We start from the raw sequence: 25,090 nt of genomic DNA, 5'->3' as shown, positions 1-25,090 counted from the left end.
CTCACTTGCCGTAGATATTGCAGAGCAGGTCTATGACCTGACGGGCGGCGTCATCGGCCAGACGATAATAGATGGTTTGTGCGTCGCGCCGGGTATCCACCAGCCCTTCGGCCTTCATCTTTTGCAGATGCTGTGAACCGGCGCCCTGGCTTAAGCCCACCAGTTCGGTCAGTTCGCCGGCGCTGTATTCGCCTTCGCTCAGTTTACACAGGATCATCAGGCGCTGTTCGCTGGCCATCAGCTTGAGCAGGCGGCTGGCCTTGTGGGCGCTGGCGGCGAGCGCCATGGGAGAGGATGGCATGGTCATGGGGTTACGCCTTTACGTACTGAATCACCGCGCATAACGACATAGATGGCGGGGATTACCAGCACTGTCAAAAGCGTTGAGGAAAGAAGACCAAACAGGAGCGAGATCGCCAACCCCTGGAAGATCGGGTCGGTGAGGATAACGCTGGCCCCGATCATGGCGGCCAAGGCGGTCAACAGGATCGGTTTGAAGCGCGTGGCGCCGGCATCCAGCAGGATATCCTGCAAACGACGCGGATGCCCCTCAACATCCAGTTTATCGGCGTGGCGGATAAAATCGACCAGCAGGATCGAGTTGCGCACGATAATCCCGGCCAGGGCAATAAAGCCGATCATCGAGGTGGCCGTGAAAGGGGCGCGGAACAGGATGTGGCCGATCACGATGCCGATCAGGGTCAGGGGCACGGGGGTGAGGATGACCAAGGGCAGTTTGAAGCTTTTGAACTGACCGACCACCAGCACATAGATCCCAAGCAAGGCCACGCCAAAGGCAGCGCCCATATCTCGGAACGTCACCCAAGTGATCTCCCACTCCCCATCCCAAAGCACGGTGGCATGGCTTTCGTCACTGGGCTGGCCGTTCAGGCGGATTTGCATCCCGGCCATTCCCGGTGCTGACGCAGTGGCAGCGGGCAAGGGCGACTGCCCGTCGCCGCCCATGCGGCGAGCTCGCGCGGCCTCTGAGCGCAATTGATTATCGACGGCGAGGATGCCGTAAATGGGAGCCTCATACTGACCGGCCATTTCGCCCATGATCATATCGACATCGCGGCCGTCGCGACGATAGATATGGGGTGAGCCTGTAGTTTGGCTAGCGGTCGTGACCTCCCCCAGCGAGACGAGCCGTGTCCCTGCGGAACTGGTTGATGCCGCCACCGGCATTGCTTGAAGCGCCTGATCGAAGGTGCGTTGAGACTGCGGTAGGCGCAACGAAATTTCCAGCGGGTCACGTCCATCGCCGCGGTCGGAATAGCCGAGCACCTGACCGTTCATCAGGGCGTCGACCGATGCGTAAACCTGCCCATCGGAGACATTGAGGGCTTCCAGGCGCTGACGATCCGCAACGACAGAGAGCTTGGGGACCGCTACGCCATAGCTGTCATCGACATCGACGATATAGGGGATGGATTTGTAGATGGCCTTGACCCTCTCGGCGACGGCGCGGCGCGTAGCGGCATCCGGCCCGTAAACCTCGGCCAGGAGCGTTGCCATCACTGGTGGTCCGGGCGGCGCCTCGACCACCTTCAGCACCCCATTGGCGGGCAGGGGAATGGCCTTCAGGCGATTGCGTAGGTCAAGGGCGATGGCGTGGCTGGCGCGCGAGCGCTTGTCCTTGGGCGCCAGCAGCACATTGAGATCGCCCTGTTCGGGGTTACTGCGGAAATAGTAGTGCCGCACCAGGCCATTAAAGTTGAAGGGCGTGGCCGTACCGGCATAGGAATTGATCGCTTCGACCTCTTTCATCTGGGTGGTGATCTGCGCCGCCTGATTGAGGATGCGCTGGGTGGCTTCCAGAGACGTGCCCTTGGGCAGATCGGCGATGACCTGGAGCTCGGACTTATTGTCAAACGGCAGAAGCTTGACCGTGACCGTCTTGGTGGCAAACATGGCGCACGACACCAGCGTGGCGATGCCGACACCCGCCAGGAAGCGCCCGGCTGATTTTTTATCTTTGATGATGCTGGCCGCGACCCGGCGATAGAGCGCACCGATAAAGCCTTCATGATCGTGTGCGTGATCCCCGGCCTTAAGCGTCTTGCGGGCAAAGCGGATCATCAGCCAGGGCGCCAGAATGACGGCGACAAAGAACGAGAAGATCATGGCCGCCGACGCATTGACCGGGATTGGCGCCATATAGGGGCCCATCAGGCCTGAGACGAACAGCATGGGCAGGAGGGCGGCCACCACGGTCAGGGTGGCGATCACGGTTGGGTTGCCAACCTCAGCCACGGCGTCGACGGTGGCCGTAAAACGGTTCCTGCCATCTTTCATGCCCCAGTGCCGGGAGATGTTCTCGATCATGACGATGGCGTCATCGACCAGAATGCCGATCGAGAAGATCAGAGCAAACAGGCTGACGCGGTTGATCGTATAGCCCATCAGGTTCGAGGCGAACATGGTCAGCAGGATCGTCGTCGGGATAACCACGGCGGTGACGCCCGCTTCGCGCCAGCCAATGGCAAAGCCGATCAGGATAACGATGGAGACGGTAGCGAGACCTAGGTGAAACAGGAGTTCATTGGCCTTTTCATTGGCGCTTTCGCCATAGTCGCGCGTCACGGACACGTCGACATTAGTCGGGATCAGCGTGCCTTTGAGTGCCTCAACACGTTGCAAGACGGCACCGGACAGGACGACGGCATTGGCGCCCTTGCGCTTGGCGATGGCCAGAGAGACAGCCGGCGTTTGCGCCCAGGCCCCATTGGCGAGGTGTGCATAGCGAAAGACGTGCGACTGGTCTTCACGCGGCGCCTGGATGATCGTCGCCACGTCGCGGACCAGAACGTTTTGACCGGTAACTGACGATACCTTAATCAGGCCGACATCCGTCGCCGTCTGCAGGCTTTGGCCCGCAGCAACCTTCACGGACTGATTGTCTGACCGGATAGTCCCCGCCGGAAAGCGGGTATTGGCGCCTTTGACAGCGGTCATCAAGGCATCCAGCGCCACACCATGCGCACTCATGGCGGCGGCATTGGGTTCGATACGGATTTCTTCGGGGCGGCCACCGACGATAAAGGTCAGGCCGACATTATCCACCTTGGCCAGTTCGGTGCGCAACTTTGTCGCTATATTGTAGAGGGCCGTGTCGTTCAGTGCATCCCCCAAACCCGGCTTCGGTGACAGGGTGAGGATCATGGCCGGTACATCATTGATGCCGCGCGTCTGCACCAGAGGGGCGGATATACCCACCGGCAGGCGGTCCATATTGGCGCTGATTTTTTCATGAATGCGTATGGCGGCATTGTCGGGATCTGTGCCGACCTTGAAGCGAGCCGTTACTAGGACATGATCGTCATCGATAAAGCTATAGACATGATCGACATCGTTGACGCTCTTGACGATGGTCTCCAGTGGTTTGGCGATCAGTTGCTCCGCATCGACCGCCTTCATGCCGGGGGCTGAGACGGATATGTCGATCATCGGCACGCTGATCTGCGGTTCTTCCTCGCGCGGGATCGACATGACGGCCAGAAGGCCGATCATAATCGCGACGATCAGGAACAAGGGCGTCAATGGCGACTTCAATGTCGCCTTCGTCAGGCGGCCGGAGAGGCCGAGCTTGGCGTCGCTCATTGGCCTGCTCCATAGACCGCAACCGTGTCGCCGACGTTGAGCCCGCCCAGGATTTCGATCTGATCCGGATCACCTGTGGGGGCTGTCTGGACCGTTGTTTCGAGGACACTGCCGTTCTTTTGCAGGAGGCGGACATAGTCCAGACCGTAACGCGTGGCGACAAAACGCCTGGGCAGAACAACGGCATTTCGCTGGCCAATACCGATATAGGCGACGACCTTTTGGCCGATGGCCACAGTTTCAAGACCGGGGGCGGTGACGTCCGCCACCATCTGACCGGCGGACACCGACGGGTATACCTCAGTGATTGTACCGCTTGTACGAATACCGTTGGCATCAAGTGACAGAGACTGGCCGATTTGCAGCGCCTGCCCCTGGCCTTCGGGCAATTCTATGCGCACGATCCGATTGCCGGCGGTTATGGTCGCCACCGATTGCCCCGCCATAACAACGGAGCCGACGGGTACGGTGGCATGAATAACACGTCCTGATGCAGGGGCCAGGATCGCGCCTTGCCGGGCGCCTTCACCGCTGGCCGAGGCCTGGGCGCGGGCGGCCCGCACATTAGCATCGGCTGCTGCGGCGGCAGCCTTGTCCTGATCGAGCTTTGCCTGCGCATAGATGCCCTTATCGAACAGGGTCTGGGTCCGTCCAAGGGCCGCGCGGGCCAGATTGGCCTGGGCTTCGGCGGCGACGGTGGCCTGATCGTAAGCGCTTGTTTGCAGATTGAGCTTTTGATCTTGCACAAAACCGATCACCTGACCTTGTGAGACCATATCGCCTTCATGAACCTTCAGCGACGTCAGAACGCCTGAGACGCGCGCGGTGGCTTCGCCCATCTGTCGTGTGGTCAGGGTTGCTGCCACCGGCTTGACGTCATGGATCAAATGGGGCGCGATGCGGAGCGTTTCGCCCTTGAAGGCCGTGACTTGCGCGGCCTCTTCCTTTTGGCCGCAGGCCGTAAGCCCCACGCCAGATAAGGCGACGACAAGAATGAGAAGGGAAGCTTTGGAGCGGAACATGTAGGTTTCCTGACGATTCTAGGTCGTTTCTTGAAATCTATTATCGAGTGGTTGGCAGGCCGCTGGCCTTCCATGCGTTAATACCACCCGCCAGGTGGTGATCGACCATCACACCGCGATTGCGGCAAACTGCCACGGCCTTGGACGAGCGAATGCCGCCTTGGCAATGCATAACCAGAGTCTTGCCGTCGGCTTCGGGAAGCTTTGCGGTATCAAGTTTTGAGAGGGGCACATTGATCGCGCCCTTGATACGCTCCGCTTTGTGCTCATCGACCTCGCGTACGTCGACAAGAACGATCTCCCCTGCTTCGAGACTATCCTTCACCTGTGAAGGGGTGAGATTTTTGACAGTGAACATGCTGAACATGGGAGCGACCTGACGTGGTGAAAAAAAACATTTGTAAATTCGATAATCCGAATATAAGGTAAGTCGAATTCAAGGTCAAGCCCGGACATCCTCAAAAATGGCTGGGATTAAGTAGAGGTGTGTAGGCGCGTAAGCCATCTCACAGAATACCCGGATCGCGTTTGATTGCCATCAAAGGTGGTCGGGCATTTCTACTCTAAGGCTTAAGCAAAACATGGCCGTATTCGGCCGCAGGTGCTGGAAACCAAAGCTGTGTTGCGGCGATCGTCGTTGCGCAGGGCAAATGAAAGTCAGGATAAAATGGCTAATACACATCAACAGAAACCCCGTATTGTCGTTCTGGGCGCCGGCCTGGGCGGCACAATCGCCGCCTTTGAAATTAAGGAATCCGTAGGCGACAAGGCTGAAGTGGTCGTTGTCAATATGGGCGATACCTACCACTTCGTACCGTCTAATCCCTGGGTGGCTGTGAGCTGGCGGACCCGTGAGGCCATCGAAGTCAAGCTCGCGCCGGTTTTCAAAAAGAAGGGCATCGTATTCCACAGTATGGGCGCCAAAAGGGTCGATCCGGCTAAAAACCAATTGATTCTGAATGACGATATGGAACTGGTCTATGACTATCTGGTCATAGCCACAGGGCCAGAGCTGGCCTTTGACGAGATCGAGGGGCTGGGCCCTAAAGGCTTCACATCCTCTGTTTGCCACGTCGATCATGCGGTCGTGACCGCAAAAGCTTTCGATGAACTGGCGACTAATCCGCGCCCAGTCGTGATCGGGGCCGTTCAGGGCGCCTCGTGCTTTGGGCCTGCTTATGAGTTCGCTATGATCGTCGATACTGAGCTACGCAAGCGCAAGGTCCGCGATCGCGTGCCGATGACCTTTGTGACGTCCGAACCCTATGTCGGTCATCTGGGGCTTGATGGCGTGGGCGATACCAAAGGCCTGCTCGAATCCGAGATGCGCAACCGCCATATCAAATGGATCACCAATGCGAAGGTGTCTAAGGTTGAGGACGGCCATATGTTTGTTGAGGAACTGACAGAGGATGGCGCCCATAAGGCCGATCATGACCTGCCGTTTGGCTTTTCCATGATGCTGCCCGCCTTCCGGGGTGTCGATGCCGTCAAAGGTATTGAAGGGCTGACCAATCCGCGCGGTTTTATCCTGATCGATAAACACCAGCAGAATCCGACCTTCCCGAACATCTTTGGCCTTGGCGTCTGTGTTGCTATCCCGCCCATGGGCAAGACGGCAGTCCCCGTAGGTGTGCCCAAGACAGGCTTTATGATCGAATCCATGTGCACGGCCATTGCGCACAACATCAAGGATATCCTGGCGGGTAAGGCGCCGACGCATGAGGCGACCTGGAATGCCATCTGTTTGGCCGACTTTGGCGATGGTGGTGTTGCTTTCTTTGCCCAGCCGCAAATTCCGCCGCGCAACATCAATTGGTCGGCATCGGGCAAGTGGGTCCACATGGCCAAGGCGGCCTTTGAAAGCTACTTCCTGGGCAAGGTCAAGGCCGGCAAGAGCGAGATGTTTTTTGAGAAAATGGCGCTGGATCTGATGGGCGCGCATAAGCTGAAAGAGGAGAGATAATCATGACTATTGAACGGGCTGTGTTTGCCTTTGCGGGATTTATGGTCCTGCTGAGCGTCGCCTTAACCCATTGGATCAGTCCTTACTTTATGTGGCTGACAGTGTTTGTGGGGGCGAACCTGTTTCAATTTGCCTTTACGAGATTTTGCCCGGCGGCCTTGGTTTTCAAAGCCATGGGTCTTAAGCCGGCAGGTCAAGGCTAGTGATTTGTTTCGAGCTCTATGAGGCGTTTCGACGCGATCCGCTTCAAAAAGTGTCGTGGAGCGGGTGAAGGGAATCGAACCCTCGTTGTCAGCTTGGGAAGCTGCTGCTCTACCATTGAGCTACACCCGCATCGCACGGCCGTTACGGCGCGTTGGTCTAGTGCCACAAACGATATCCCATCGTCAACCTTGGTGCGGATAAGTCAGTAAGTCATTGTCCGCGCGCATAACGGTTGATAAGGTGGCGTAAGGGTGATTTTTTAACGGTGGCGTTTGCGTTGATCTCGTTGATGATGGCGTCATGAGACGACACCCTTCCAAGGACCCCGCCTTCGCTTCGGCCATGAAGCTGCTGCGCCAGCGCTCCGGTAAATCACTGGTCGAATTGCAACAGGATGTCGGCGTATCCGCTCAGGCGATAAGCCGCTGGGAAAACGCCGCCGCCTCATGGCCGGATGAGCGCGTCGCCCTTTATCTCGAAGCGGTCGGCGCCAGCGAGGCTGATCTTGACCGCGAGATGTATCGCGTTTCGGAAGACGGATTTTCCGCTAAATTTCCCCGTCACACGCCTTGGAATCAAGGGCTTCCGGAAAATCTTGAAAGTCATGTGATCTCCGATGAGAGCATGTCGCCATGGTGTGAGCCGGGCGAAAAGGTCTTCTTTCAGCGTGGCCGTCAGCCCCGGCGGCTGGAGGGCTGTTTGATCGAATTGAAGGATGGGGGCGTTCTGGTGCGCCTTTATGAGCGCGAACGCGACGGCTTCCTCTATTTCAAGCGCATCAATCCGGAAAGCACTGAGCAGATGCTGCATTCGACCGTCCGAGGCTTGCATCGAATCTTTCTGCGCGGCGATTGATGAGGGTTGATGTGATTTAAAATATCACCTATAATAGTGGAGTTTTAACGCGGGAGGTGGGTGTGCCGAAGGTGGGTTAAGTCGCCGCATGTCGTTGACGTGGCCGTAGGGGCCAATATCCGCCAGCGTCGCCGCAAACTGAAAATCTCACAAGAAGCGCTTGCCGCCGCGATCGGGCTCACCTTCCAGCAGGTTCAGAAGTATGAGCGTGGCGCCAATCGTGTCAGCGCCTCCATGCTTTATGATATTAGTCGTATCCTGCACTGCGATGCCGGCGATTTGCTGCCGCGCGGTGACTGGAAGGCGGACGGGGTGGTTTCCGACTGGTTGCAGGACGCCCGTGCGCTGCACCGCCAGCATCCTGACCTGTTCGAGGCGCTGAAGGCATGGCCAGAATCGCATCTGCGCCTGTTGCTGGCCACCCGTCAGGCGCCGCAAAAGCTGTGAATAAGGGGCTGTACGCCTTGTAAACAAAGGCGGGCCGCTTACCTGTATCCTATAGCCAACATAACAGGACACACCTCATGCCGCCCAGCACGTTCCGATGCGAAGCCTTCGCCGCGCCCGCCACCGACAAGCCCCTGGGCCAGATCACCATAGAGCGTCGTGAGCCCACGGCTGAGGATGTCCAGATCGACATCCTGTTCTGCGGGGTTTGCCACTCCGATCTCCACATGGCGCGCAACGAATGGGGCTTCACCACCTATCCCGTTGTGCCCGGTCATGAAATCGTCGGCCGCGTCGCCAGTGTCGGTTCGGCGGTGACGAAGTTCAAGGCGGGGGATCTGGTCGGCGTTGGCTGTATGGTCGATTCCTGCCGGATGTGCGCCAGTTGCCAGGAAGGCCTTGAGCAATATTGCGAGGTCGGCAATATCCAGACCTATGGCTCGCCGGACAAGCATCTCGGCGGTACCACCCATGGCGGTTATTCCAAGAGCATCACTGTTTATGAAGGCTTTGTGCTGCGCATTTCCGACAAACTCGATCTCGCCGCTACCGCGCCGCTTTTGTGCGCCGGCATCACTACGTGGTCGCCGCTGCGCCACTGGAAGGTCGGGCCGGGCCAGAAGGTCGGCATCGTCGGCCTTGGCGGGTTGGGGCATATGGGGGTTAAGTTCGCCCATGCGCTTGGCGCCCATGTCGTGCTGTTCACCACCTCGGCCTCCAAGATCGAAGACGGTAAGCGCCTCGGCGCTGATGAGGTCGTGGTGTCGAAAAACGCCGATGAAATGGCGGCTCATGGCGGCTCGTTCGATTTCATTCTCGATTGCGTGTCGGCGGAGCACGACATCAATGCCTATCTCAACCTGTTGAAGCGTGATGGCACGCTTTGCCTGGTTGGCGCGCCTGAGCATCCCATGCCGGTGGCGGCATTCTCCCTGCTCATGGGGCGTCGCTCGCTGGCGGGTTCGGGCATAGGGGGGGGCGCCGAAACGCAGGAGATGCTCGATTTCTGCGCCGAGCATGGCATCACCTCGGATGTCGAGGTCATTGATATCAAGGACATCAACACTGCCTATGAGCGGATGCTGAAGTCGGACGTGCGCTATCGTTTCAGCATTGATATGGCCACGCTCGGCGCCTGAGGCTTGTAAAACGAACGTTCTAACCTATATGCTATCAATGGGCCGCTCATTCGAGTGGCCCTTTTTGTTGCACGGTGCGCGAAGCCGCCGCTCATTTCCGCAAAATGCGAAGCGAACCGCTTGCTGGCGCAATTATCCACATGTGTGGATTTTTTAGACACAACATCTAGATATGTGTGGACAGTTGGAATTCCCCTCATACCATATATTGCGGTTTTTAACATTTCGTTTACCATCTGTGGATGGCTGGGGAGCAAGTCCCTTTGGACATATCTATATCTTGTGGTTAAAAGGCTTTCATTCCGCAAGTTATCAGGGATCATGGGAGAGTGAGAGTATGAGCTGGACAGACGAACGCGTTGAGACATTGAAGAAGCTTTGGCAGGAAGGTCATTCCGCCAGCCAGATCGCCAAGCAGCTTGGTGGCGTGACCCGCAATGCCGTGATCGGCAAGGTGCACCGCTTGGGCCTGTCAGGCCGTGCGGCGCCCTCGCAGCCCACCCGTCCGCTTTATAAGCCTGCGCGACCGCCCCGTCCGGCGGTGTCGACGGCCTCTCATGCCGCGCCTGAGCGCACCGTTCAGCATACGCAGCCAAGCCTGCGCTCCAGTGCCCCGGTTTTGTCGCGTCCGGTGATCAGCCAGCCCATCGTGCCCTATATCGAAGAGCCGGGTACGGCCACGGTCCTCACCCTCGGCGCCAAGATGTGCAAGTGGCCAATCGGCGATCCGTCGTCGGACAGCTTCTCCTTCTGTGGTCGTCGCTCGGACGACGGCACCCCCTATTGCGTCGAACACGGCCGCGTCGCCTACCAGCCGTCGCAAAAAGCCAAGAAGCGTGACGGCGGCGCCGATCTGTCGCGTAACCTGCGTCGCTACTTGTAAGCACAAACGTAAAACCAACATGAAAGCCCCGTGATCGATACGATCGCGGGGCTTTCTGGTTTTTTGGAAGTGACACGTTCTTACGAATGTGTAAGTCTTTAATTTAATGTGCGTTTTACATTCGGTAGATCAAGCGAAAAGGTCGGGATGATGACCTTGAGCGGTCGGCCGTGCTCGTCCTCAAACATGTAATAACCGCTCATCGAACCTGAGGGCGTTCCAAGCGGGCAGCCGGACGAATAGGTATAGGTCTGGTGCGGCTTGAGGATCGGCGTTTCGCCGACGACACCGGGGCCGTTGACGTGCTCGATCTGGCCGCGCGCATCCATGATCGTCCAATGGCGGGTCTTGAGCTGCACGGTTTCATCGCCACCGTTCATCAGGGTGATGTGATAGGCCCAGACGTAACGTGGGGCGCCGGTATAATCGTCTTCGGGCGGGACGTAATCGACCTCGACGCGGATCGTGATATCGTGACTGGTGTGCTGATAGAACATGACCCGGCTTTAAAACTTGCTGATTCTGATAAGCTCTCTTAAATGGTGAGCCCGATCAAGAAAAGAGAATACCGCGCCCATGTCGCTGAAGCCCGTCCCGACTGAACTGTCCGAACCCCAGGGTATCCTGCCTATGCAGAGCCTGGCGGCGCTTGTCGACCAAGGCGCGGTGCTGAGCACCTCGGCGCTCGATGACAACCAGATCCAGCCGGCCAGCATCGATCTGCGCCTGGGTGACCGCGCCTGGCGCGTGCGCGCCTCCTATCTGCCGCGTAGCCGCACGGTCGCCGATCGTCTGCGCGACGTGCAGATGCATGAGATGGACCTGACGCGCGGCGCGGTGTTTGAATCCGGCTGCGTCTATATCGCCGAACTGAAGGAATCCCTTAATCTGCCGGCCGGTATCAGCGCCCGCGCCAACCCGAAATCCTCGACCGGCCGTGTCGATGTCTTTGTGCGCCTGCTAACCGATTACGGCGTGGCCTTCGATGATGTGGCCGAGGGCTATTCCGGCCCGCTCTATATCGAAATCGCCCCACAAACCTTCTCGGTGCTGGCGCGTTCCGGCACCCGCCTCAATCAGTTGCGCCTCAAACGCGGCGTATCGCCAAAGCTTTACACGACCGATTGCGGTGTTGACCTGACCGGCGATCTGGTCGGCTTCCGTGCCCGCCGCCACGCCGGTATCATCGATCTCGATCATATCGATGGCCACGACCCGAAGAAATTCTGGGAACCGCTCTATCAGGCGGGCGGCGAACTGCTGCTCGATCCGGGTGAATTCTATATCCTGGCCTCCAAGACCGACGTTGAAATTCCGGCCATGGAGGCAGCGGAAATGCTGCCGATCGATCCGGGCGTCGGTGAGTTCCGCGTCCACTACGCCGGTTTCTTCGATCCCGGTTTCGGCACGGCCGAGGCCGCCGGCACCGGCTCCAAAGGCGTGCTCGAAGTGCGCTGCCACGAAACGCCCTTCCTGCTTGAAGACGGCCAGACCGTGGCGCGGCTGGTCTATGAACCCCTGACCGCCCGGCCTGATAAGCTCTATGGCCAGTTAGGCTCGAACTATCAGAAGCAGGGGCTAAAGCTCTCCAAACATTTTAAGCCCTGGTAAAGCGCCATCTTTGGACGATTGCGTCGCAGTCGTCACTAGCGGGTATAAATTTACCCGCGCCGCTAGCCGGCTAGCACTCTCCTCAAAGCTGAAGCTTTACGCTGTCGGTGCGTATAAAGCTTTTAGCTCTTTGCCTCTTCGATATGCAGGTCTTTTTCTCCGGCCTCGTCACCACCGTCGCTCGTTTTCAAGCGACTGAAGACGAGCGCCGACAGAATGGTGAAGCCGCCGAGTACGAAGAAGGCCTTGTGCAGCCCGTCGATGATCAGAGCCGGCGGGGCGGTAGCTTCCGTCGGCAGGAAAAACACCGTTGTCAGCCCCGCCGCCGCCACACCAAAGCTGACCGAAAGCTGCTGCGAGGTGCTGGTGATGGTGCTGGCGCCGCTCGATTGGTCGCGCGGCACATCGGCATAGGCCAAGGTGTTCATGCTGGTGAATTGCAGCGACGTCAGTACGCCATAACACAGCGCCTGTACGATGATCAGCCAGATCGGCGTGGCGCGGCTGATGGTGCCGAACAGCATCAGCATGCCGCCGAGCGCCAGGGTGTTGCAGATCAGCACATTGCGGTAACCGAAGCGTTCCAGCACGCGCGGCAGCAGGAATTTCGTGCTCATGGAGGCGAGCGCCTGCGGCATGATCAGCAGGCCCGACTGCACCGGCGTCAGGCCGAGACCGACCTGATAGAGCAGGGGCAAGGAAGGGTGCGCCGCCGATGCCCAGCCGGGTGATGAAACTGCCGCAGACGCTGATAGCGAAGGTGCGGATGCGGAAAAGGGTCAGGTTCAGAAGCGGAAAGGCGGTGCTGGCAGCATGAAGGCCGTAGCCGAGGATCAAAAGCAGCGAGATGGCCAGAAGCCCCACTATGCCGCCGGTGCCGAGGCGATGTTCACCGAAGATTTCCAGCACATAGGACAAGAGCGCCACGCCAGAACTGAACAGGATGAGGCCCAGCACATCCAGCGGACGCGCGGCTTTTTCGCGGTAGTCCGGCATGTTGAAACAGACGAGCAGAAAGCCCAGGATGCCGACCGGAATATTGACGAAGAAGATGACCCGCCAGTGCAGGTAGTCAACGATCAGGCCGCCGACCAGCGGCCCCAGCATCGGCGCTATCAGGGCGGGCACGGCGACGAAGCTCATGGCGCGCACCAGATCGGACTTGGCAAAGGTGCGCACCATGACGAGCCGACCGACGGGCGTCATCATGGCGCCGCCCATGCCCTGCAGGATGCGGCAGGCCACCAGCATGTGAATGTTGGTCGATAGTCCGCACAAAAGCGATCCCAGGGTGAACAGGGCAATGGCGCCGGCGAAGACGCGGCGCGTGCCGAAGCGATCGGCCATCCAGCCGCTGATCGGAATGAAGACAGCAAGGCTTAGAGTATAGCTGGAGAGCACGGCCTTCATACTGAGTGCGGTGACATCTAGCGACTTGGCGATGGTCGGCACGCCGGTGTTTAGAATGGTGGTGTCGAGCGCTTCCATGAAGAAGGCAACGGCGACGAGCCAGGGCAGGATACGGCGGGTCGTTTCGGGGAGGCGGTCATCACTGGGTTCGGCAGGTGTCAATCCGGAAGTCCTGTAGTGGTATGCCCCTTTCCTGACTATGCGCCGGGGGATTTCGGCGTGCAAGTTAGCGGGGGCAAAAACTTTCTGGGCTCATGCCCATGCAGGTATAGCGGCAGTTAGGTCAGAATAGGAAGGCTAAGCGGGAACACGGATAAGGCACGGATGCGCATCGATAGCGATGCGACACGGATGAACACGGATATTCGCTTTTGCGACAAGGGTTTGCGATCGAATGGGAACCTCTTCATCGTAGAAAACGTGCTAAAATCAGGCGCTGCGTGGGCCGGTGTCACGCAAAAAGATATCCGTGCCTTATCCGTGTCATCCGTGTTCCCCTCTTTCCTCAATTCTTTCAAAACAAACTCATCTGCGGATCGCCGCCGCGAAATTGCGAAAAGTCCGAAGGCGTGCGCGGGCCGTCGAGACCATAGCGCCGGACCGCCGCTGCGAAGCGCCGGTGGATCAGGTCGGCGATCGGGCCGGTGCCGGTCATACGGGTGTTGAAAGCGGCGTTGTAGAGCTTGCCGCCGCGACACTGGCGGATATGGTTGAGCACCTTGTCGGCGCGGTCGGGGAAATGGCTGCGCAGCCATTCCTCGAACAAAACCTGCACCTCGTGCGGCAGCCGGATCAGCACATGGCCGGCCGAGCGCGCGCCGGCCTCGGCCGAGGCCTTCAATATTTTTTCGATCTCATGACAGGTCAGGCCGGGGATAATCGGCGCCACCATGACGCTGACCGGGATGCCGGCAGCGCTCAGCGCCCGGACCGTATCCAGGCGTTTGCCCGGCGTGGCGGCACGCGGCTCCATCACGCGGGCGAGGTCGCGGTCCAGGGTGGTGATTGAGATCGACGCCTTGAACAGCCGCAGGGCCGCCATCGGCGCCAGAATATCGAGATCGCGCTGGATCAGGGCCGACTTGGTAACGATGTGGACCGGATGGCGGAACTCATAGAGCACTTCCAGAAGACTGCGCGTCAGTTTCTCGCTGCGTTCGGTCGGCTGGTAGGCGTCGGTATTGATGCCGAGCGCCAGAGGGGCGGGCTTGTAATTGCGCTCGGAAAGCTCGATGCGCAACTGGCGGGCGGCGTCGGGCTTGCGGAAGATGCGCGTCTCGAAATCCATGCCGGGCGACAGGTCAAGATAGGCATGTGTCGGACGGGCAAAGCAATAGATGCAGCCGTGTTCGCAGCCCTTGTAAGGGTTGATCGAGGTGTTGAAACCGACATCGGGCGAGGTATTGCGGCTGATGATCCGCCGCACCGTATCGATACCCAGAAGGGTATCGCGGCGGGCCTTGGCCCATTCGGCGCGTTCGTGATCGCTCCAGCCGTCGTCTATGTCGTAACGGTCGGGGTTTTCAAAACGGTGGCTCGGCCGGTTGGAGACGGCGCCGCGCCCTTTTCGCGGCAGGTCGGGCAGGCCTTCGGAGTTTTTTGTGCGGGTGTTGGGCGGTGGCGCGGGCATGGCTCCACCGTAATCTCAATATAGAACAAATAAAGAACATTATGTAAGAATTGCCACGCGGCAACTCTTATGTTAAATTACCGTATAAAATGGGGGGAAGCCATGAAACTTATCAATCTTATCAAGTATCTGGGGCTAGCGCCGATCGTGCTCGGCCTGACGCAATGCGACCTGATCGAAGCCATTCACAATCCGAAGCCCAAGGACGGGCCCTATGCCTACGATCTGATCCTCAAGACCTCGCCTAAGGCTGAGGCGGCGCTGAAAAGCTCTGAGGGCTGGTATGTTGATGCCTATTATTATGGTCATGCCAAGCCGGCCTTTGTCAGCGGAGCCGACACGCTTCACCGTATCTATCTGGGGCGTGAAAGGTGGGATTATGCGCCCACCTCGCGCCGCATACATATGTACGCGGGCAAGATCGACACGAAAAAGCTGTCCCAGACCATCGAAGGCGAGACCTGGGTTGTGGTGACGGTGATTGGCAGCGGGGTGCCAGGCAAGGTCGTGGACTGCCATGCCTATATTGGCCCTATCCGTGAAGCGCATCAGCGAGCGCCGGAAATGCACTGCGAACTCGAAACAGAACACTATTGGGAAGAGGTTGCGGCCAGCGCAGCGCAAAGCAGCGCCAGCCAATAGTCCTGATGCAGCGCCCCTCTGAATATCACGCGCCATCCAGCAGGAAAGCGATCGTGGCTTCGGCAATGCGGTGCAGGTCCGCATCCGATGCGCCGCCGCGACGTCGCAGGTCGAGATTGGTGATCAGCGCCGTGGTCAACTGGCTGAGCGCCTGCGCATCGTGCGTTGCCGACAGGTGTCCCTTATCCTGCGCCCGCCGGAAACAGGCCTCAAACTGGCTGTCCAGGCCGGTCAGATGGGCGTTGAGATCATCAAAGCCACCGTCCGACTCGATCAGGCGGGTGAAATAGAGCCGCAGCACATGGCCAAGCGCAGCGCTGAGCGGCAGGCACAAGGCGGCCGCTCTGTTGTCGGGAAGGGCCTTGCCCGTGATATAAGGGGTGAGGTGTGTCATGCGGGGCCTCCTTTGCGCAGTCACCAATATGTCGGACGAAAGGCCTTGCCGCCATACCCAAATCTCGGACCTTCTTGCCTGATCCTCCGGAATGTGGCCTTGCGCCTATGCCCATGCGGCCGCTATGATAGGGGCTTATGATCCTCAAAGGTGTTGCCTTGCCTGCTCTCCATCCGTCACTTGCCGTCGCCGACACCTGCCGCCAGCTTGGCGACGTCATTGCCTGTTACGCCGGCGCGCGCGGTGGTGATGGCCATTTTGACACGCCTGTGCCCGGCATGGCCTTCACACAAAACTCGACCTCGCACCATATGGTCGGCAATATCGCCGATCCGGCGCTCGGCATCATCGTGCAGGGCAACAAACGCGTCATGCTGGGTGACGAGATCTATACCTATGGCGCCGGCCAGCACATGGTCGTCTCGGTCGACCTGCCCCTGTGCGGCGCGGTGATCGACGCCACGGCCGCCAAGCCCTATCTCGGCTTCAAGCTCAGTCTCGATCGCGCCCTGCTGTGCGATCTGTTGCCGCTCAGCCGGCTGGCCGTGGCGCCGGCGCGGTCTTCCGGGCGCGGCATCTTCACCAGCGGCACCGATCCGCGCCTGCTGGAGAGCGTGCACCGGCTGGTGCGGCTGCTCGATACGCCGGAAGATATCCCGGCCCTGGCGCCGCTGGTCATCCGCGAGATCCACTACCTGCTGCTCAATGGCGATCAGGGCGAGGCCGTGCGCCAGATGGCGGTCAACGGCTCGCCCATGAACCGCATCGCCGACGTGCTGCGCACCTTGCGCGAAGATTTCGCCAGGCCCCTCAGCGTGCCGGCCCTGGCCGAACAGGCGCGCATGAGCCCTTCCACCTTCCACCAGCATTTCAAGCAGGTCACCAGCCTGAGCCCGCTGCAATACCAGAAGCAGTTACGGCTGGTCGAGGCGCGCCGGCTGATGCTCTCCGGTCATCTCAAGGCCGAAAGCGCTTCCTATACGGTGGGTTATGAAAGCCCATCGCAGTTCAGCCGCGAATATGCCAGGCTCTTTGGTGCGCCGCCGATCACCGACATGGCCCGTCTGCGCGGCGCCGAGGACGTGTCGCTGGAACAGGTGTGACCCGATCACCAATTGTTAATTGTTAACTTTTGCGGCTGCGCGCCGATGTCCGCCGTGCTAGTGTCACTAAGGCGTCGCGGTGCGGCAAAATGTCGGGATTGAAAATTATCCCCAAAAACCACATACCATATGTAGATGTTAATCTGGCCTTAACCACAATTTGTGGTGATATAGGCCTGTCTCTTGGCTTTAGTAACGATTTGGGAATTTTTATGAGCTCACTGATTTTGTCCAAGTCCTCCGCAGGTCTCCTGACCCCGAGCCATTCCTACAAGCCGTTCCGCTATCCGTGGGCCTTTGAGTTCTGGCGCAAGCAGCAGCAGGTCCACTGGATCCCCGAAGAAGTGCCGCTCGGCGAGGATTGCAAGGACTGGGCGACCAAGCTCAGCGATTCCGAGCGCAACCTGCTGACGCAGATTTTCCGCTTCTTCACCCAGTCGGATATCGAGGTCCAGGACAACTACCTGGAACGTTACAGCCACGTCTTCAAGCCGACCGAAGTCAAGATGATGCTGTCGGCCTTCACCAATATGGAAACCGTGCACATCGCCGCCTATGCGCTGCTGCTGGAAACCATCGGCATGCCGGAAAGCGAGTTCGGCGCGTTCATGGATTATCAGGCCATGCGCGACAAGCACGACTATATGGGCACCTTCGGCGTCGAGACCGAAGCCGATGTCTGCCGCACGCTTGCCATGTTCGGCGGCTTCACCGAAGGCCTGCAACTGTTCGCCTCCTTCGCTATGCTGATGAACTTCCCGCGCTTCAACAAGATGAAGGGCATGGGCCAGATCGTGTCGTGGTCGGTTCGTGACGAAAGCCTGCACTGCGAGGGCATCATCAAGCTCTACCATACCTTCAACCGCGAAACGCGCGCCGTCACCAAGTCGGTGGCCGACGACATCATCGATTGCTGCAAGACCGTGGTGACGATGGAGGACAAGTTCATCGACCTGGCCTTTGAGCAGGGGCCGGTCCAGGGCATGACCCCGGAAGATATCAAGGCCTATATCCGCTACATCGCCGACTGGCGTCTGCGCCAACTGGAACTGCCGGAAGTCTATGGCGGCGTGAAGGAAAACCCGCTGCCGTGGCTGCAGGTTCTGCTGTCGGGCGTTGAGCACGCCAACTTCTTCGAGGCCCGCGCCACCGAATATTCCAAGGCCGCCACCAAGGGGCAATGGACCGGCGAAGAGGGCGTCTGGGGGGCGTTCGATACCCTGCTCAAGAAGCGGTCGGAAGCGACCAAGGGTAATATTATCGCGTAACAAAAAGCCTCCGGAAACGGAGGCTTTTTTTATGCCTGACGGGCGGCCGTTGTGGGTGACCGACGCGCTCTTGCGCGGTGGGGGTGGGGTATCTTACTCTCATACCCATGGCCGACGCACCAAAACGCAAAATCGCGCTTGCCCGCCAGATGCGCAAAGCTCTGACCGGACCGGAATGGCTTCTTTGGGAGCGACTGGAACGGCGTCTGGACGACGGTCTGGTCTTCAAGCGCCAACATGCGTTTGGGCCCTATATTCTCGACTTCTACTGCTTCAAGGCACGACTGGTGATCGAGGTCGATGGCGGATTTCACAGTGAGGACGCGCGCATCGCAAAAGATGCAAAACGCGATGCTGACCTGCGCCGCGAAGGTCTGGAAGTCTATCGGCTACCCGCGGCTGAGGTTTACCGCGACATAGAGGGCGTCGCTGATGGTATCCGCCTGATGGCTTTGGAGCGGGCAAAGCGCCTAAAATAATTCGCCTAACTTTTGTCGGGAGGTCGCAGCGAACACTCCGCTTATACCTCCCCATCTTCGATGGGGAGGGGGACCGAGCCGCGCTTGCGGCGGGGTGGTGGGGTTTCTGACTTTAAAATGCACATGATGGACTTGCCCTGCCTACAGGGAAGAAAGCCAGATACCCCACCACCATTCGCTGCGCGAAACTACGTTTCGCTGCGCTCATGGTCCCCCTCCCCGACAAGTCGGGGAGGTATAAGGATGTGGACTTTAGCGTTTGAAAGGGCGGATTTCAAACGGATCGGCCATTGTCTCTTTGGGGTCACCAGCAGGCGCAGCAATATAGGTATTTCCCCAGCGATCAGAGAACAGCCGCCGGCATTTTTCAGGATGCATTTCTGTCGTTACACAAACCATGCCTTTGCGAATGACATAATGTCCGCGAAAGAGCCCAATGCCGTAAAGTTCATAGGCGCTATCGCTATGGAACTGTTCTTCCATATCGCAACATTTAGGGCCAGCATAGACATCAGATAGTCGGGCCTTGATTTCTGAGTTGGTCAGAGGACGTAACGCTTTGATCGGCTTCGCTGATGATTGGGGTTTCGCCTCTGCCGACGGAGCAAAAAAGACCCAAAGGCACAACAGAAGGCATTTTTTCATTGCGACGACCTTCACCGTCAGGCGCAAGAGGCGGCGACGTTCGCAATAGACTATCACGCAGCGCATTAGGATATGCACCATAAAAAAGAGCGGGTCGCAAGACCCGCTCTTTCCATTTTCAGCAGAAGGCTGAGGGGATGGATTAGAAATCCATACCGCCCATACCGCCCATGCCGCCACCCATTTGCGGGGCTTGAGCGCCAGCGTCCTTCTTAGGGGCTTCGGCGACAGCGGCTTCCGTGGTGATCAGGATGCCAGCGACCGAAGCGGCGTCTTGCAGAGCCGTGCGGACAACCTTGGCCGGATCGATAACGCCGTCGGCGACCAGATCGACATACTGTTCGGTCTGGGCGTTGAAGCCGAAGGTGGCGCTGTCATTGGCCAGGATGGCGTTGACAACCACCGAGCCTTCAACACCGGAGTTCTCGGCGATCTGGCGCAGCGGCGCTTGAATCGCGCGACGGATGATGTTGATGCCGGCGGTTTGATCCGCATTGGCGCCTTCGATGCCCTTGAGGGCCTTCGAGGCCTTCAGGAGCGCCGTGCCGCCGCCCGGAACGATGCCTTCTTCAACGGCTGCACGCGTGGCGTTCAGCGCGTCGTCGACGCGGTCCTTCTTTTCCTTGACTTCCACTTCGGTGGAGCCACCGACGCGGATAACGGCAACGCCACCGGCCAGCTTGGCCAGACGTTCTTGCAGCTTTTCCTTGTCGTAGTCGGAGGTGGTTTCTTCGATCTGCTTCTTGATCTGACCGATTCGGGCTTCGATATCGGACTTTTCGCCAACGCCATCAACGATGGTGGTGTTTTCCTTGGTGATGGTCACCTTCTTGGCGCGGCCGAGCTGGTCGAGCGAAACGGTTTCCAGCTTGATGCCGAGGTCTTCGGAGATCACTTCGCCCTTGGTCAGGACGGCGATGTCTTCCAGCATGGCCTTGCGGCGATCGCCGAAGCCAGGCGCCTTGACGGCGGCAACGCGCAGGCCGCCACGCAGGCGGTTGACGACGAGGGTGGCAAGCGCTTCGCCTTCCACGTCTTCAGCGATGATCAGCAGCGGACGGCCCGATTGCACAACGGCCTCTAAGATCGGCAGCATGGGCTGGAGCGACGAGATCTTCTTGTCGAACACCAGGATGTAAGGGTCTTCGAGAACCACTTCCATCTTGTCGGGGTTGGTGATGAAGTAAGGCGACAGGTAGCCGCGGTCGAACTGCATGCCTTCGACGACGTCGAGTTCGGTTTCGGCGGTCTTGGCTTCTTCAACCGTGATGACGCCTTCATTGCCGACCTTTTCCATGGCCTTGGCGATCATTTCGCCGACTTCGGCGTCGCCGTTGGCGGAGATGGTGCCGACCTGGGCGATTTCAGCGTTGGTGGTGACCTTCTTCGACGATGCCTTGATTTCGGCGACGACGATCTGGACGGCCTTGTCGATGCCGCGCTTCAGGTCCATCGGGTTCATGCCGGCGGCAACCGACTTGAGGCCTTCTTGCACGATGGCTTGCGCCAGCACAGTGGCGGTGGTGGTGCCGTCACCGGCCTTGTCGTTGGTCTTGGAGGCGACTTCGCGGATCATCTGCGCGCCCATGTTTTCGAACTTGTCTTCCAGTTCGATTTCCTTGGCGACGGAGACGCCGTCCTTGGTCGAGCGCGGGGCGCCGAAGGACTTGTCGAGCACGACGTTGCGGCCCTTGGGGCCGAGGGTCACTTTTACAGCGTTGGCGAGGATGTTCACGCCGCGCAGCATTTTTTCGCGCGCGTCGGAACCGAACAGAACTTGTTTGGCAGCCATGATATGTAGTCCTATCTTTTGGCGTTAATTGGAAAGGTTTTAGAGATGGGTGCTTGACCCGAAGCAACATACCCCACCACCACATCTAGCCGCTTCGCGGCGTCGTGCGGTCCCCCTCCCCGGCAAGCGGGGAGGTAAAGGTGGGGCGTCAATTACTTCGTGATGACGCCCAGAACGTCGGATTCCTTCAGGATCAACAGGTCTTCGCCGTCGATCTTGACTTCCGTGCCGCCCCACTTGCCGAACAGGATGCGGTCGCCGGCCTTGACGTCGAGAGCGACTTGCTCGCCCTTGTCATTGCGTGCACCGGGGCCGACCGAGACGACTTCGCCTTCTTGCGGCTTTTCCTTGGCGGTGTCGGGGATGATGATGCCACCCTTGGTCTTGGCTTCTTCTTCAACTCTCTTGACCAGAACGCGGTCGCCTAACGGGCGAAAGCTCATGGGATGTCTCCATTTCGTTAGATTGATTGCCTTGTTAGCAGTCTCACCGTGTGAGTGCCAACAGCGCTCTTGAAGTAGTGCCGGGGTGCTGCGGAGTCAAGGGCGGGCCCTCATGAAAAAATTACAATTCGGCGCGTAAACCACACGGATTCATCACCATATTGGTTATAGTATGCCTTAACACCCATGCACAATCTGAGGAGCTTCTGATGTTATCTTCCAAAGCCAAGGCTGCCGCCGACAAGGTCAAATCGTTCGACGAGGAGGACGTTGAGACCATCTCCGACATGATCCGTCATGAGGTCGAGCACGCCACCCACGTCCTGTCCGAACGCGCCAAGGAGGCCGAGGCCAAGCTGCGCGGTTTCGCCGATCACGCCAGCGACGACGTGAAGCGCTATAGTGGCCAGGCCAAGCACAAGATCGAGGAAAACCCGATCCCCTCGACTCTGATCGCGCTCGGCGTCGGCTTCGTGCTCGGCGCGCTGCTGATCCGCGGCGACCGTCGCTAGTCTTTCGATACAGAGATAGATGATGGGCGCTTCTGACCGGAGCAGGGGCGCCTATTTCTTTTTCAGTTCGACATCGGCGACGATGGGGAAGTGATCCGAGATCACCCGACCGCCAAAGCTGTCGGTCAGCACGGCGAAGCGCGTCACCTTGAGGGCGCGATCGACAAAGATATGGTCGATGGCGTCCCCGTCGGTCTGGCGAATATCGAAACCGTTGAAGGTGCCGGTGGGGCCAAAATCGATGGCAGCGCCTTTGCGGGCGTCCTTCAGGTTCAGGCCTGTGTCATCGCTCAGCAGCTTATAGGGGGCGCTGTCGGTGCCAGAGTTGAAATCCCCCATCACCATCACGCTCGCACCCGGCCAGCGCGGCAGGGCCTCGATCTGGCGGGCGCAGTTTTCCCGCGCCACAACGCCGATATGATCGAAATGGGCGTTGCGGATATCGAGCAGGCGGCCGCTTTTGCGCTCACGCAGGATCAGGCGCGTAAAGGTGCGCGGCAGGGCGGCATCGGCGTCCTTGCCAGGCACGTCCGGTGTTTTCGAGCACCACTGGGTCTGGGCCTTCACCAGGGTAAAGCGGGCGCTGTTGTAGAACAGGGTGGTGGTTTCTCCGTCCTTGCCGTCGTCGCGGCCGATGCCGTAATGGCCGTATGCCGGCAGGCGGCTGGCAAGGTCAGCCACGGCGGGTTGCGTCGCTTCCTGCACGCCGAAGACATCCGGCCCTGTAAAGGCAATTTGCCTGGCCAGCGGATCGCGGCGCTCGGCCCAGCGCGGATTATCGCCTTCGACATCAACGCGGATATTGTAGCTCATCAGCCGCACCGTTTCGGCGCCGGCGGAGGTGGCCAGCAGCAATGCCAGGCCGGTGGTTATGGCTATACGCATCAGTCTTCACCCGTATTGAGATCGTTATCGTCCGGATCATATTCCATAATATCGGCCGGCCGGCACTCTAAAATCAGGCAAATCTTCGAGAGTGTCTCGAAACGCATCCCTTTCACCTTACCGGTGCGCAAAAGGCTGAGCTGGGTTTCGGACAGGCCGATGCGCGCCGCCAGATCCTTGGCGCGCACCTTTCTTTTGGCCAGCATGACATCCAGTGTGACGCGAATGGGCATTAAACGATGTCATCCAGTTCAGAGCGAAGTTTTTTGGCCTTGGACGCAAGCACGCCGCCGTTGCGCGACATGGTGGCCAAGGCGAAGCCGATGATCATGAAGGGCAGGCCGGTGCCCGAATTGAACGGCAGGATTTCGGCGCCGACAAGCTGGCTCAGAATCGTCTCGAACCCCATGAACATGATGCCGCCGGCGGAAAGAAACAGGCCGGACAGGCCCAAGTGCCGCAAACCCTCCGGCGTGAAATTGCCGGTCAGCGGATCGCGTCCGGCCAGGGTGAAGACGTAGAGCTGATAGATGGCGATGGCGATGAGCAGGGGGGCTACGCCATAAACCAGCAGGATGGGTCTTGGCAGGAAAAGATCGAAAAGATTGGGATAGATGTCGGGCTTGGCGTCCAGAATTTCGTTCATCTTGAAGATCATGGTCGCGGCAAGATAGCCAAAGGCGATAAAGGCGGACGAGACGTGTTTCATAAAGCGTGTCATGATTGTCTCCTAAACGATCTGGTCGAGTTCCGATTTAAGGCTCTGGCCTTGCTGGGCCAGCAGATAAAGCGTGAAACCGATCAGGCCTATGGTCAGGCTCTCGATCTCAAAGTCATATTTCAGCCCTGTCAGGCGCTGAAAATCGGTCTCGATCAGTAGGTTCAGGGTGGGAGCGATGAAGATGGCCGCCGCAGCGCCCCAGATCAGGTTGCTCCCCACCTCTTTCAGCCCCTTGACCGTGGCCTCGCCGAAAGCATCACCCTTGTCCATGCGGGTAAAGACGTTCGAGGCCGCCCACAGCGCGCACAGGTAAAAGCCCGGCGCCATCAGGCCCACCCAGAAGGCCGGGATTATCGAGAATTTATAAGACGGGCTGTTCAACTCAAGCACCATGGCCGTGATGGTGGCGCTCTGGCCGACGATCAGGGTGAAGGTGAGCACGCCGACGGCGATCTTGGTGAGGAGGCTCAGTGTGTGCAGAGGTATAAAGGGTTTCGACATGTGCTATGCCCCGATAAGAGGTTAAGTTCTTTATCCTAGGTGTATATAAATTTAAATAACAATTAAAGTCAAGCGTTCTGTTTCAGCTTTGAAATTGTCGCTTGTCGCTACCATCTGAGACTGTTATTTGTATACCATATACATGGAGGGGTTGATGAAAAAGCTATTGTGTACCGCCTTGCTCACCGTTGTGCTGACTGTGCCACTGTCTGTCATGGCTCAGGATGTTCCTGCGCCCGCCAGCGCGGCAGCGGATGACGCGCCGGTGATTGTTCTTCAGGTCACCGAAGCCGCCAATCTGCGCGCTCTGGCCGATAAGGCGGGCTACGATGGCCATTCGGCCGTCAGCTATGCCTTCGTCGTGCCCAAGGGCAAGAACGTGATAGGCAAACAGGGCGGCGGCACAGCGATTGATACCGGCGAATGGCCGGAGAACGCCTTTATCGCCCTCGTGGTCAAGGGCCATGTCTATGGTGGTGGCGGCAATGGTGCCGATGGTGGCGACACCCCGCTGGTGCGTGATGGTGGTCGTGGCGGCGATGCGGTCTATGTCCGCGCGCCCTTGGCCATCGCCATACAACCAAAGGGCTCGATCAAGGCCGGCGGCGGCGGCGGGGCGGGCGCGGATGGCATCGGTTCGGGCGGGGGCGGTGGTTTTCCCAATGGCAAGGGCGGCGAAGGCGGCAGCGCCTTGCAGGGCGACGGCGGCATCATCGTGGCCGGCAATCGCGGCTATTACGGCACCCCCGGCGGCGGCGGCAAGGGCGGTCAGCGCGGTACGCCCGGTGGCGACGGTGGCAATGCCGGTCAGGCAGGCCAATCCTTGTCACGCATGGGCGGCGGTGAGGGCTTCGCTATCCGCACCAACGAAAATCCGGTGACGCTGGATAATAAGGGCCAGCTTGTCGGGCAAGCGGGCTAAGCTATAGCTTATC

30 protein-coding genes and 1 tRNA gene are annotated in these 25,090 nt (G+C 59.0%); 15 read left to right on the top strand and 16 right to left on the bottom strand.

The features are described 5' to 3' along the window. Position 1: 1 nt before the first annotated feature. The 4 genes from ABQ278_RS16190 to ABQ278_RS16175 are packed head-to-tail and all read right to left on the bottom strand — an operon-like array spanning position 2 to position 4,992. On the bottom strand, positions 2-307 hold the full coding sequence (locus tag ABQ278_RS16190; RefSeq protein WP_349320510.1) for a metalloregulator ArsR/SmtB family transcription factor: 306 nt from the start codon (positions 305-307) through the stop codon (positions 2-4). Further along, complete coding sequence (locus ABQ278_RS16185) at positions 304-3,603, bottom strand: efflux RND transporter permease subunit (protein WP_349320509.1); 3,300 nt, start codon at positions 3,601-3,603, stop codon at positions 304-306. The genes ABQ278_RS16190 and ABQ278_RS16185 overlap by 4 nt, the downstream gene beginning before the upstream one ends. Then, on the bottom strand, positions 3,600-4,625 hold the full coding sequence (locus ABQ278_RS16180) for an efflux RND transporter periplasmic adaptor subunit (RefSeq protein WP_349320508.1): 1,026 nt from the start codon (positions 4,623-4,625) through the stop codon (positions 3,600-3,602). The genes ABQ278_RS16185 and ABQ278_RS16180 overlap by 4 nt, the downstream gene beginning before the upstream one ends. Before the next feature lie 40 nt (positions 4,626-4,665). Continuing rightward, positions 4,666-4,992, bottom strand: coding sequence for a rhodanese-like domain-containing protein (locus ABQ278_RS16175; RefSeq protein ID WP_349320507.1), 327 nt, complete (start codon positions 4,990-4,992; stop codon positions 4,666-4,668). 300 nt (positions 4,993-5,292) lie between these two features. Between ABQ278_RS16175 and ABQ278_RS16170 the strand changes: the two genes are divergently transcribed. Both ABQ278_RS16170 and ABQ278_RS16165 read left to right on the top strand, forming a co-directional pair. Then, positions 5,293-6,591 carry an FAD/NAD(P)-binding oxidoreductase gene (locus ABQ278_RS16170; protein WP_349320506.1) on the top strand — a complete coding sequence of 433 codons (1,299 nt, stop codon included), beginning with the start codon at positions 5,293-5,295 and terminating at the stop codon, positions 6,589-6,591. Positions 6,592-6,593: 2 nt separating this feature from the next. Continuing rightward, positions 6,594-6,794 (top strand): DUF2892 domain-containing protein, encoded by a 201-nt coding sequence (locus ABQ278_RS16165; protein ID WP_349320505.1) that lies wholly within the window; start codon positions 6,594-6,596, stop codon positions 6,792-6,794. A gap of 56 nt (positions 6,795-6,850) precedes the next feature. Here ABQ278_RS16165 and ABQ278_RS16160 read toward each other — a convergent pair. Then, positions 6,851-6,924, bottom strand: a tRNA-Gly gene (locus ABQ278_RS16160). A 171-nt stretch (positions 6,925-7,095) separates the two neighbouring features. Here ABQ278_RS16160 and ABQ278_RS16155 point away from each other — a divergent pair. From ABQ278_RS16155 to ABQ278_RS16140, 4 genes are all read left to right on the top strand, one after another. After that, a complete protein-coding gene (locus ABQ278_RS16155; protein ID WP_349320504.1) occupies positions 7,096-7,650 on the top strand; it encodes a helix-turn-helix domain-containing protein in 555 nt (184 codons plus the stop codon). A 99-nt stretch (positions 7,651-7,749) separates the two neighbouring features. Further along, on the top strand, positions 7,750-8,097 hold the full coding sequence (locus ABQ278_RS16150; protein WP_349320503.1) for a helix-turn-helix transcriptional regulator: 348 nt from the start codon (positions 7,750-7,752) through the stop codon (positions 8,095-8,097). Between the two features lie 77 nt (positions 8,098-8,174). After that, entirely contained in the window at positions 8,175-9,236 is a 1,062-nt protein-coding gene (locus ABQ278_RS16145) for an NAD(P)-dependent alcohol dehydrogenase (protein WP_349320502.1), read from the top strand. 337 nt (positions 9,237-9,573) lie between these two features. After that, the gene (locus ABQ278_RS16140) at positions 9,574-10,119 is read left to right on the top strand and encodes a GcrA family cell cycle regulator (protein ID WP_349320501.1); all 546 of its coding nucleotides are present in this window, start codon (positions 9,574-9,576) and stop codon (positions 10,117-10,119) included. A 98-nt stretch (positions 10,120-10,217) separates the two neighbouring features. Here ABQ278_RS16140 and apaG read toward each other — a convergent pair whose 3' ends face one another. Further along, positions 10,218-10,616: a Co2+/Mg2+ efflux protein ApaG gene (gene apaG / locus ABQ278_RS16135; RefSeq protein ID WP_349320500.1), complete on the bottom strand. Its 399-nt coding sequence runs from the start codon at positions 10,614-10,616 to the stop codon at positions 10,218-10,220. 79 nt (positions 10,617-10,695) lie between these two features. Here apaG and ABQ278_RS16130 point away from each other — a divergent pair, with 79 nt between their 5' ends. Then, positions 10,696-11,730 carry a 2'-deoxycytidine 5'-triphosphate deaminase gene (locus ABQ278_RS16130; RefSeq protein WP_349320499.1) on the top strand — a complete coding sequence of 345 codons (1,035 nt, stop codon included), beginning with the start codon at positions 10,696-10,698 and terminating at the stop codon, positions 11,728-11,730. 122 nt (positions 11,731-11,852) lie between these two features. Here ABQ278_RS16130 and ABQ278_RS16125 read toward each other — a convergent pair whose 3' ends face one another. Beyond that, on the bottom strand, positions 11,853-12,428 hold the full coding sequence (locus ABQ278_RS16125; RefSeq protein ID WP_349320498.1) for an MFS transporter: 576 nt from the start codon (positions 12,426-12,428) through the stop codon (positions 11,853-11,855). Positions 12,429-12,543: 115 nt separating this feature from the next. Here ABQ278_RS16125 and ABQ278_RS16120 point away from each other — a divergent pair, with 115 nt between their 5' ends. Together ABQ278_RS16120 and ABQ278_RS16115 are read left to right on the top strand one after the other, a co-directional pair. Continuing rightward, positions 12,544-12,999, top strand: coding sequence for a hypothetical protein (locus tag ABQ278_RS16120; protein ID WP_349320497.1), 456 nt, complete (start codon positions 12,544-12,546; stop codon positions 12,997-12,999). A gap of 151 nt (positions 13,000-13,150) precedes the next feature. Further along, the gene (locus tag ABQ278_RS16115; RefSeq protein ID WP_349320496.1) at positions 13,151-13,318 is read left to right on the top strand and encodes a hypothetical protein; all 168 of its coding nucleotides are present in this window, start codon (positions 13,151-13,153) and stop codon (positions 13,316-13,318) included. Positions 13,319-13,654: 336 nt separating this feature from the next. Here the strand turns inward: ABQ278_RS16115 and ABQ278_RS16110 are convergent, their stop codons facing one another. Further along, a complete protein-coding gene (locus ABQ278_RS16110; RefSeq protein WP_349320495.1) occupies positions 13,655-14,770 on the bottom strand; it encodes a PA0069 family radical SAM protein in 1,116 nt (371 codons plus the stop codon). A gap of 102 nt (positions 14,771-14,872) precedes the next feature. On the opposite strand from ABQ278_RS16110, the gene ABQ278_RS16105 reads away from it, so the two are divergent. Continuing rightward, entirely contained in the window at positions 14,873-15,412 is a 540-nt protein-coding gene (locus tag ABQ278_RS16105) for a hypothetical protein (RefSeq protein ID WP_349320494.1), read from the top strand. A 25-nt stretch (positions 15,413-15,437) separates the two neighbouring features. On the opposite strand, the gene ABQ278_RS16100 is transcribed toward ABQ278_RS16105, so the two are convergent. Further along, positions 15,438-15,806, bottom strand: a complete 369-nt coding sequence (locus tag ABQ278_RS16100; RefSeq protein ID WP_349320493.1) for a hypothetical protein — start codon at positions 15,804-15,806, stop codon at positions 15,438-15,440. 137 nt (positions 15,807-15,943) lie between these two features. On the opposite strand from ABQ278_RS16100, the gene ABQ278_RS16095 reads away from it, so the two are divergent. The 3 genes from ABQ278_RS16095 to ABQ278_RS16085 all read left to right on the top strand — a co-directional run bounded on the left by ABQ278_RS16095 (position 15,944) and on the right by ABQ278_RS16085 (position 18,656). Next, a complete protein-coding gene (locus ABQ278_RS16095) occupies positions 15,944-16,909 on the top strand; it encodes an AraC family transcriptional regulator (RefSeq protein WP_349320492.1) in 966 nt (321 codons plus the stop codon). Between the two features lie 212 nt (positions 16,910-17,121). Then, positions 17,122-18,177: a ribonucleotide-diphosphate reductase subunit beta gene (locus ABQ278_RS16090; RefSeq protein ID WP_349320491.1), complete on the top strand. Its 1,056-nt coding sequence runs from the start codon at positions 17,122-17,124 to the stop codon at positions 18,175-18,177. A 107-nt stretch (positions 18,178-18,284) separates the two neighbouring features. Then, entirely contained in the window at positions 18,285-18,656 is a 372-nt protein-coding gene (locus ABQ278_RS16085) for an endonuclease domain-containing protein (RefSeq protein ID WP_349320490.1), read from the top strand. Positions 18,657-18,908: 252 nt separating this feature from the next. Here ABQ278_RS16085 and ABQ278_RS16080 read toward each other — a convergent pair whose 3' ends face one another. The 3 genes from ABQ278_RS16080 to groES form a co-directional block, all read right to left on the bottom strand. Then, positions 18,909-19,367: a hypothetical protein gene (locus tag ABQ278_RS16080; protein WP_349320489.1), complete on the bottom strand. Its 459-nt coding sequence runs from the start codon at positions 19,365-19,367 to the stop codon at positions 18,909-18,911. Positions 19,368-19,443: 76 nt separating this feature from the next. Next, the gene (groL, locus tag ABQ278_RS16075; protein WP_349320488.1) at positions 19,444-21,093 is read right to left on the bottom strand and encodes a chaperonin GroEL; all 1,650 of its coding nucleotides are present in this window, start codon (positions 21,091-21,093) and stop codon (positions 19,444-19,446) included. Between the two features lie 152 nt (positions 21,094-21,245). Then, the gene (gene groES / locus ABQ278_RS16070) at positions 21,246-21,536 is read right to left on the bottom strand and encodes a co-chaperone GroES (protein ID WP_018080385.1); all 291 of its coding nucleotides are present in this window, start codon (positions 21,534-21,536) and stop codon (positions 21,246-21,248) included. A gap of 209 nt (positions 21,537-21,745) precedes the next feature. Here groES and ABQ278_RS16065 point away from each other — a divergent pair, with 209 nt between their 5' ends. After that, positions 21,746-22,048 (top strand): hypothetical protein, encoded by a 303-nt coding sequence (locus tag ABQ278_RS16065; RefSeq protein ID WP_349320487.1) that lies wholly within the window; start codon positions 21,746-21,748, stop codon positions 22,046-22,048. 51 nt (positions 22,049-22,099) lie between these two features. On the opposite strand, the gene ABQ278_RS16060 is transcribed toward ABQ278_RS16065, so the two are convergent. The 4 genes from ABQ278_RS16060 to ABQ278_RS16045 are packed head-to-tail and all read right to left on the bottom strand — an operon-like array spanning position 22,100 to position 24,155. Continuing rightward, a complete protein-coding gene (locus ABQ278_RS16060) occupies positions 22,100-22,933 on the bottom strand; it encodes an endonuclease/exonuclease/phosphatase family protein (RefSeq protein WP_349320486.1) in 834 nt (277 codons plus the stop codon). Then, entirely contained in the window at positions 22,933-23,166 is a 234-nt protein-coding gene (locus ABQ278_RS16055) for a helix-turn-helix transcriptional regulator (RefSeq protein WP_349320485.1), read from the bottom strand. The genes ABQ278_RS16060 and ABQ278_RS16055 overlap by 1 nt, the downstream gene beginning before the upstream one ends. Beyond that, positions 23,166-23,654, bottom strand: a complete 489-nt coding sequence (locus ABQ278_RS16050) for a hypothetical protein (RefSeq protein WP_349320484.1) — start codon at positions 23,652-23,654, stop codon at positions 23,166-23,168. Before ABQ278_RS16050 ends, ABQ278_RS16055 begins: the two co-directional genes overlap by 1 nt. 9 nt (positions 23,655-23,663) lie before the next feature. Beyond that, positions 23,664-24,155, bottom strand: a complete 492-nt coding sequence (locus ABQ278_RS16045) for a DUF2975 domain-containing protein (RefSeq protein ID WP_349320483.1) — start codon at positions 24,153-24,155, stop codon at positions 23,664-23,666. Positions 24,156-24,309: 154 nt separating this feature from the next. Here ABQ278_RS16045 and ABQ278_RS16040 point away from each other — a divergent pair, with 154 nt between their 5' ends. Further along, positions 24,310-25,077, top strand: coding sequence for a hypothetical protein (locus ABQ278_RS16040; protein ID WP_349320482.1), 768 nt, complete (start codon positions 24,310-24,312; stop codon positions 25,075-25,077). Positions 25,078-25,090: the final 13 nt, after the last annotated feature.

The organism is Asticcacaulis sp. MM231, assembly GCF_964186625.1.
In the GTDB taxonomy this organism is placed as follows: Bacteria; Pseudomonadota; Alphaproteobacteria; order Caulobacterales; family Caulobacteraceae; genus Asticcacaulis.
This window is presented reverse-complemented; position numbering and strand designations above follow the sequence as displayed.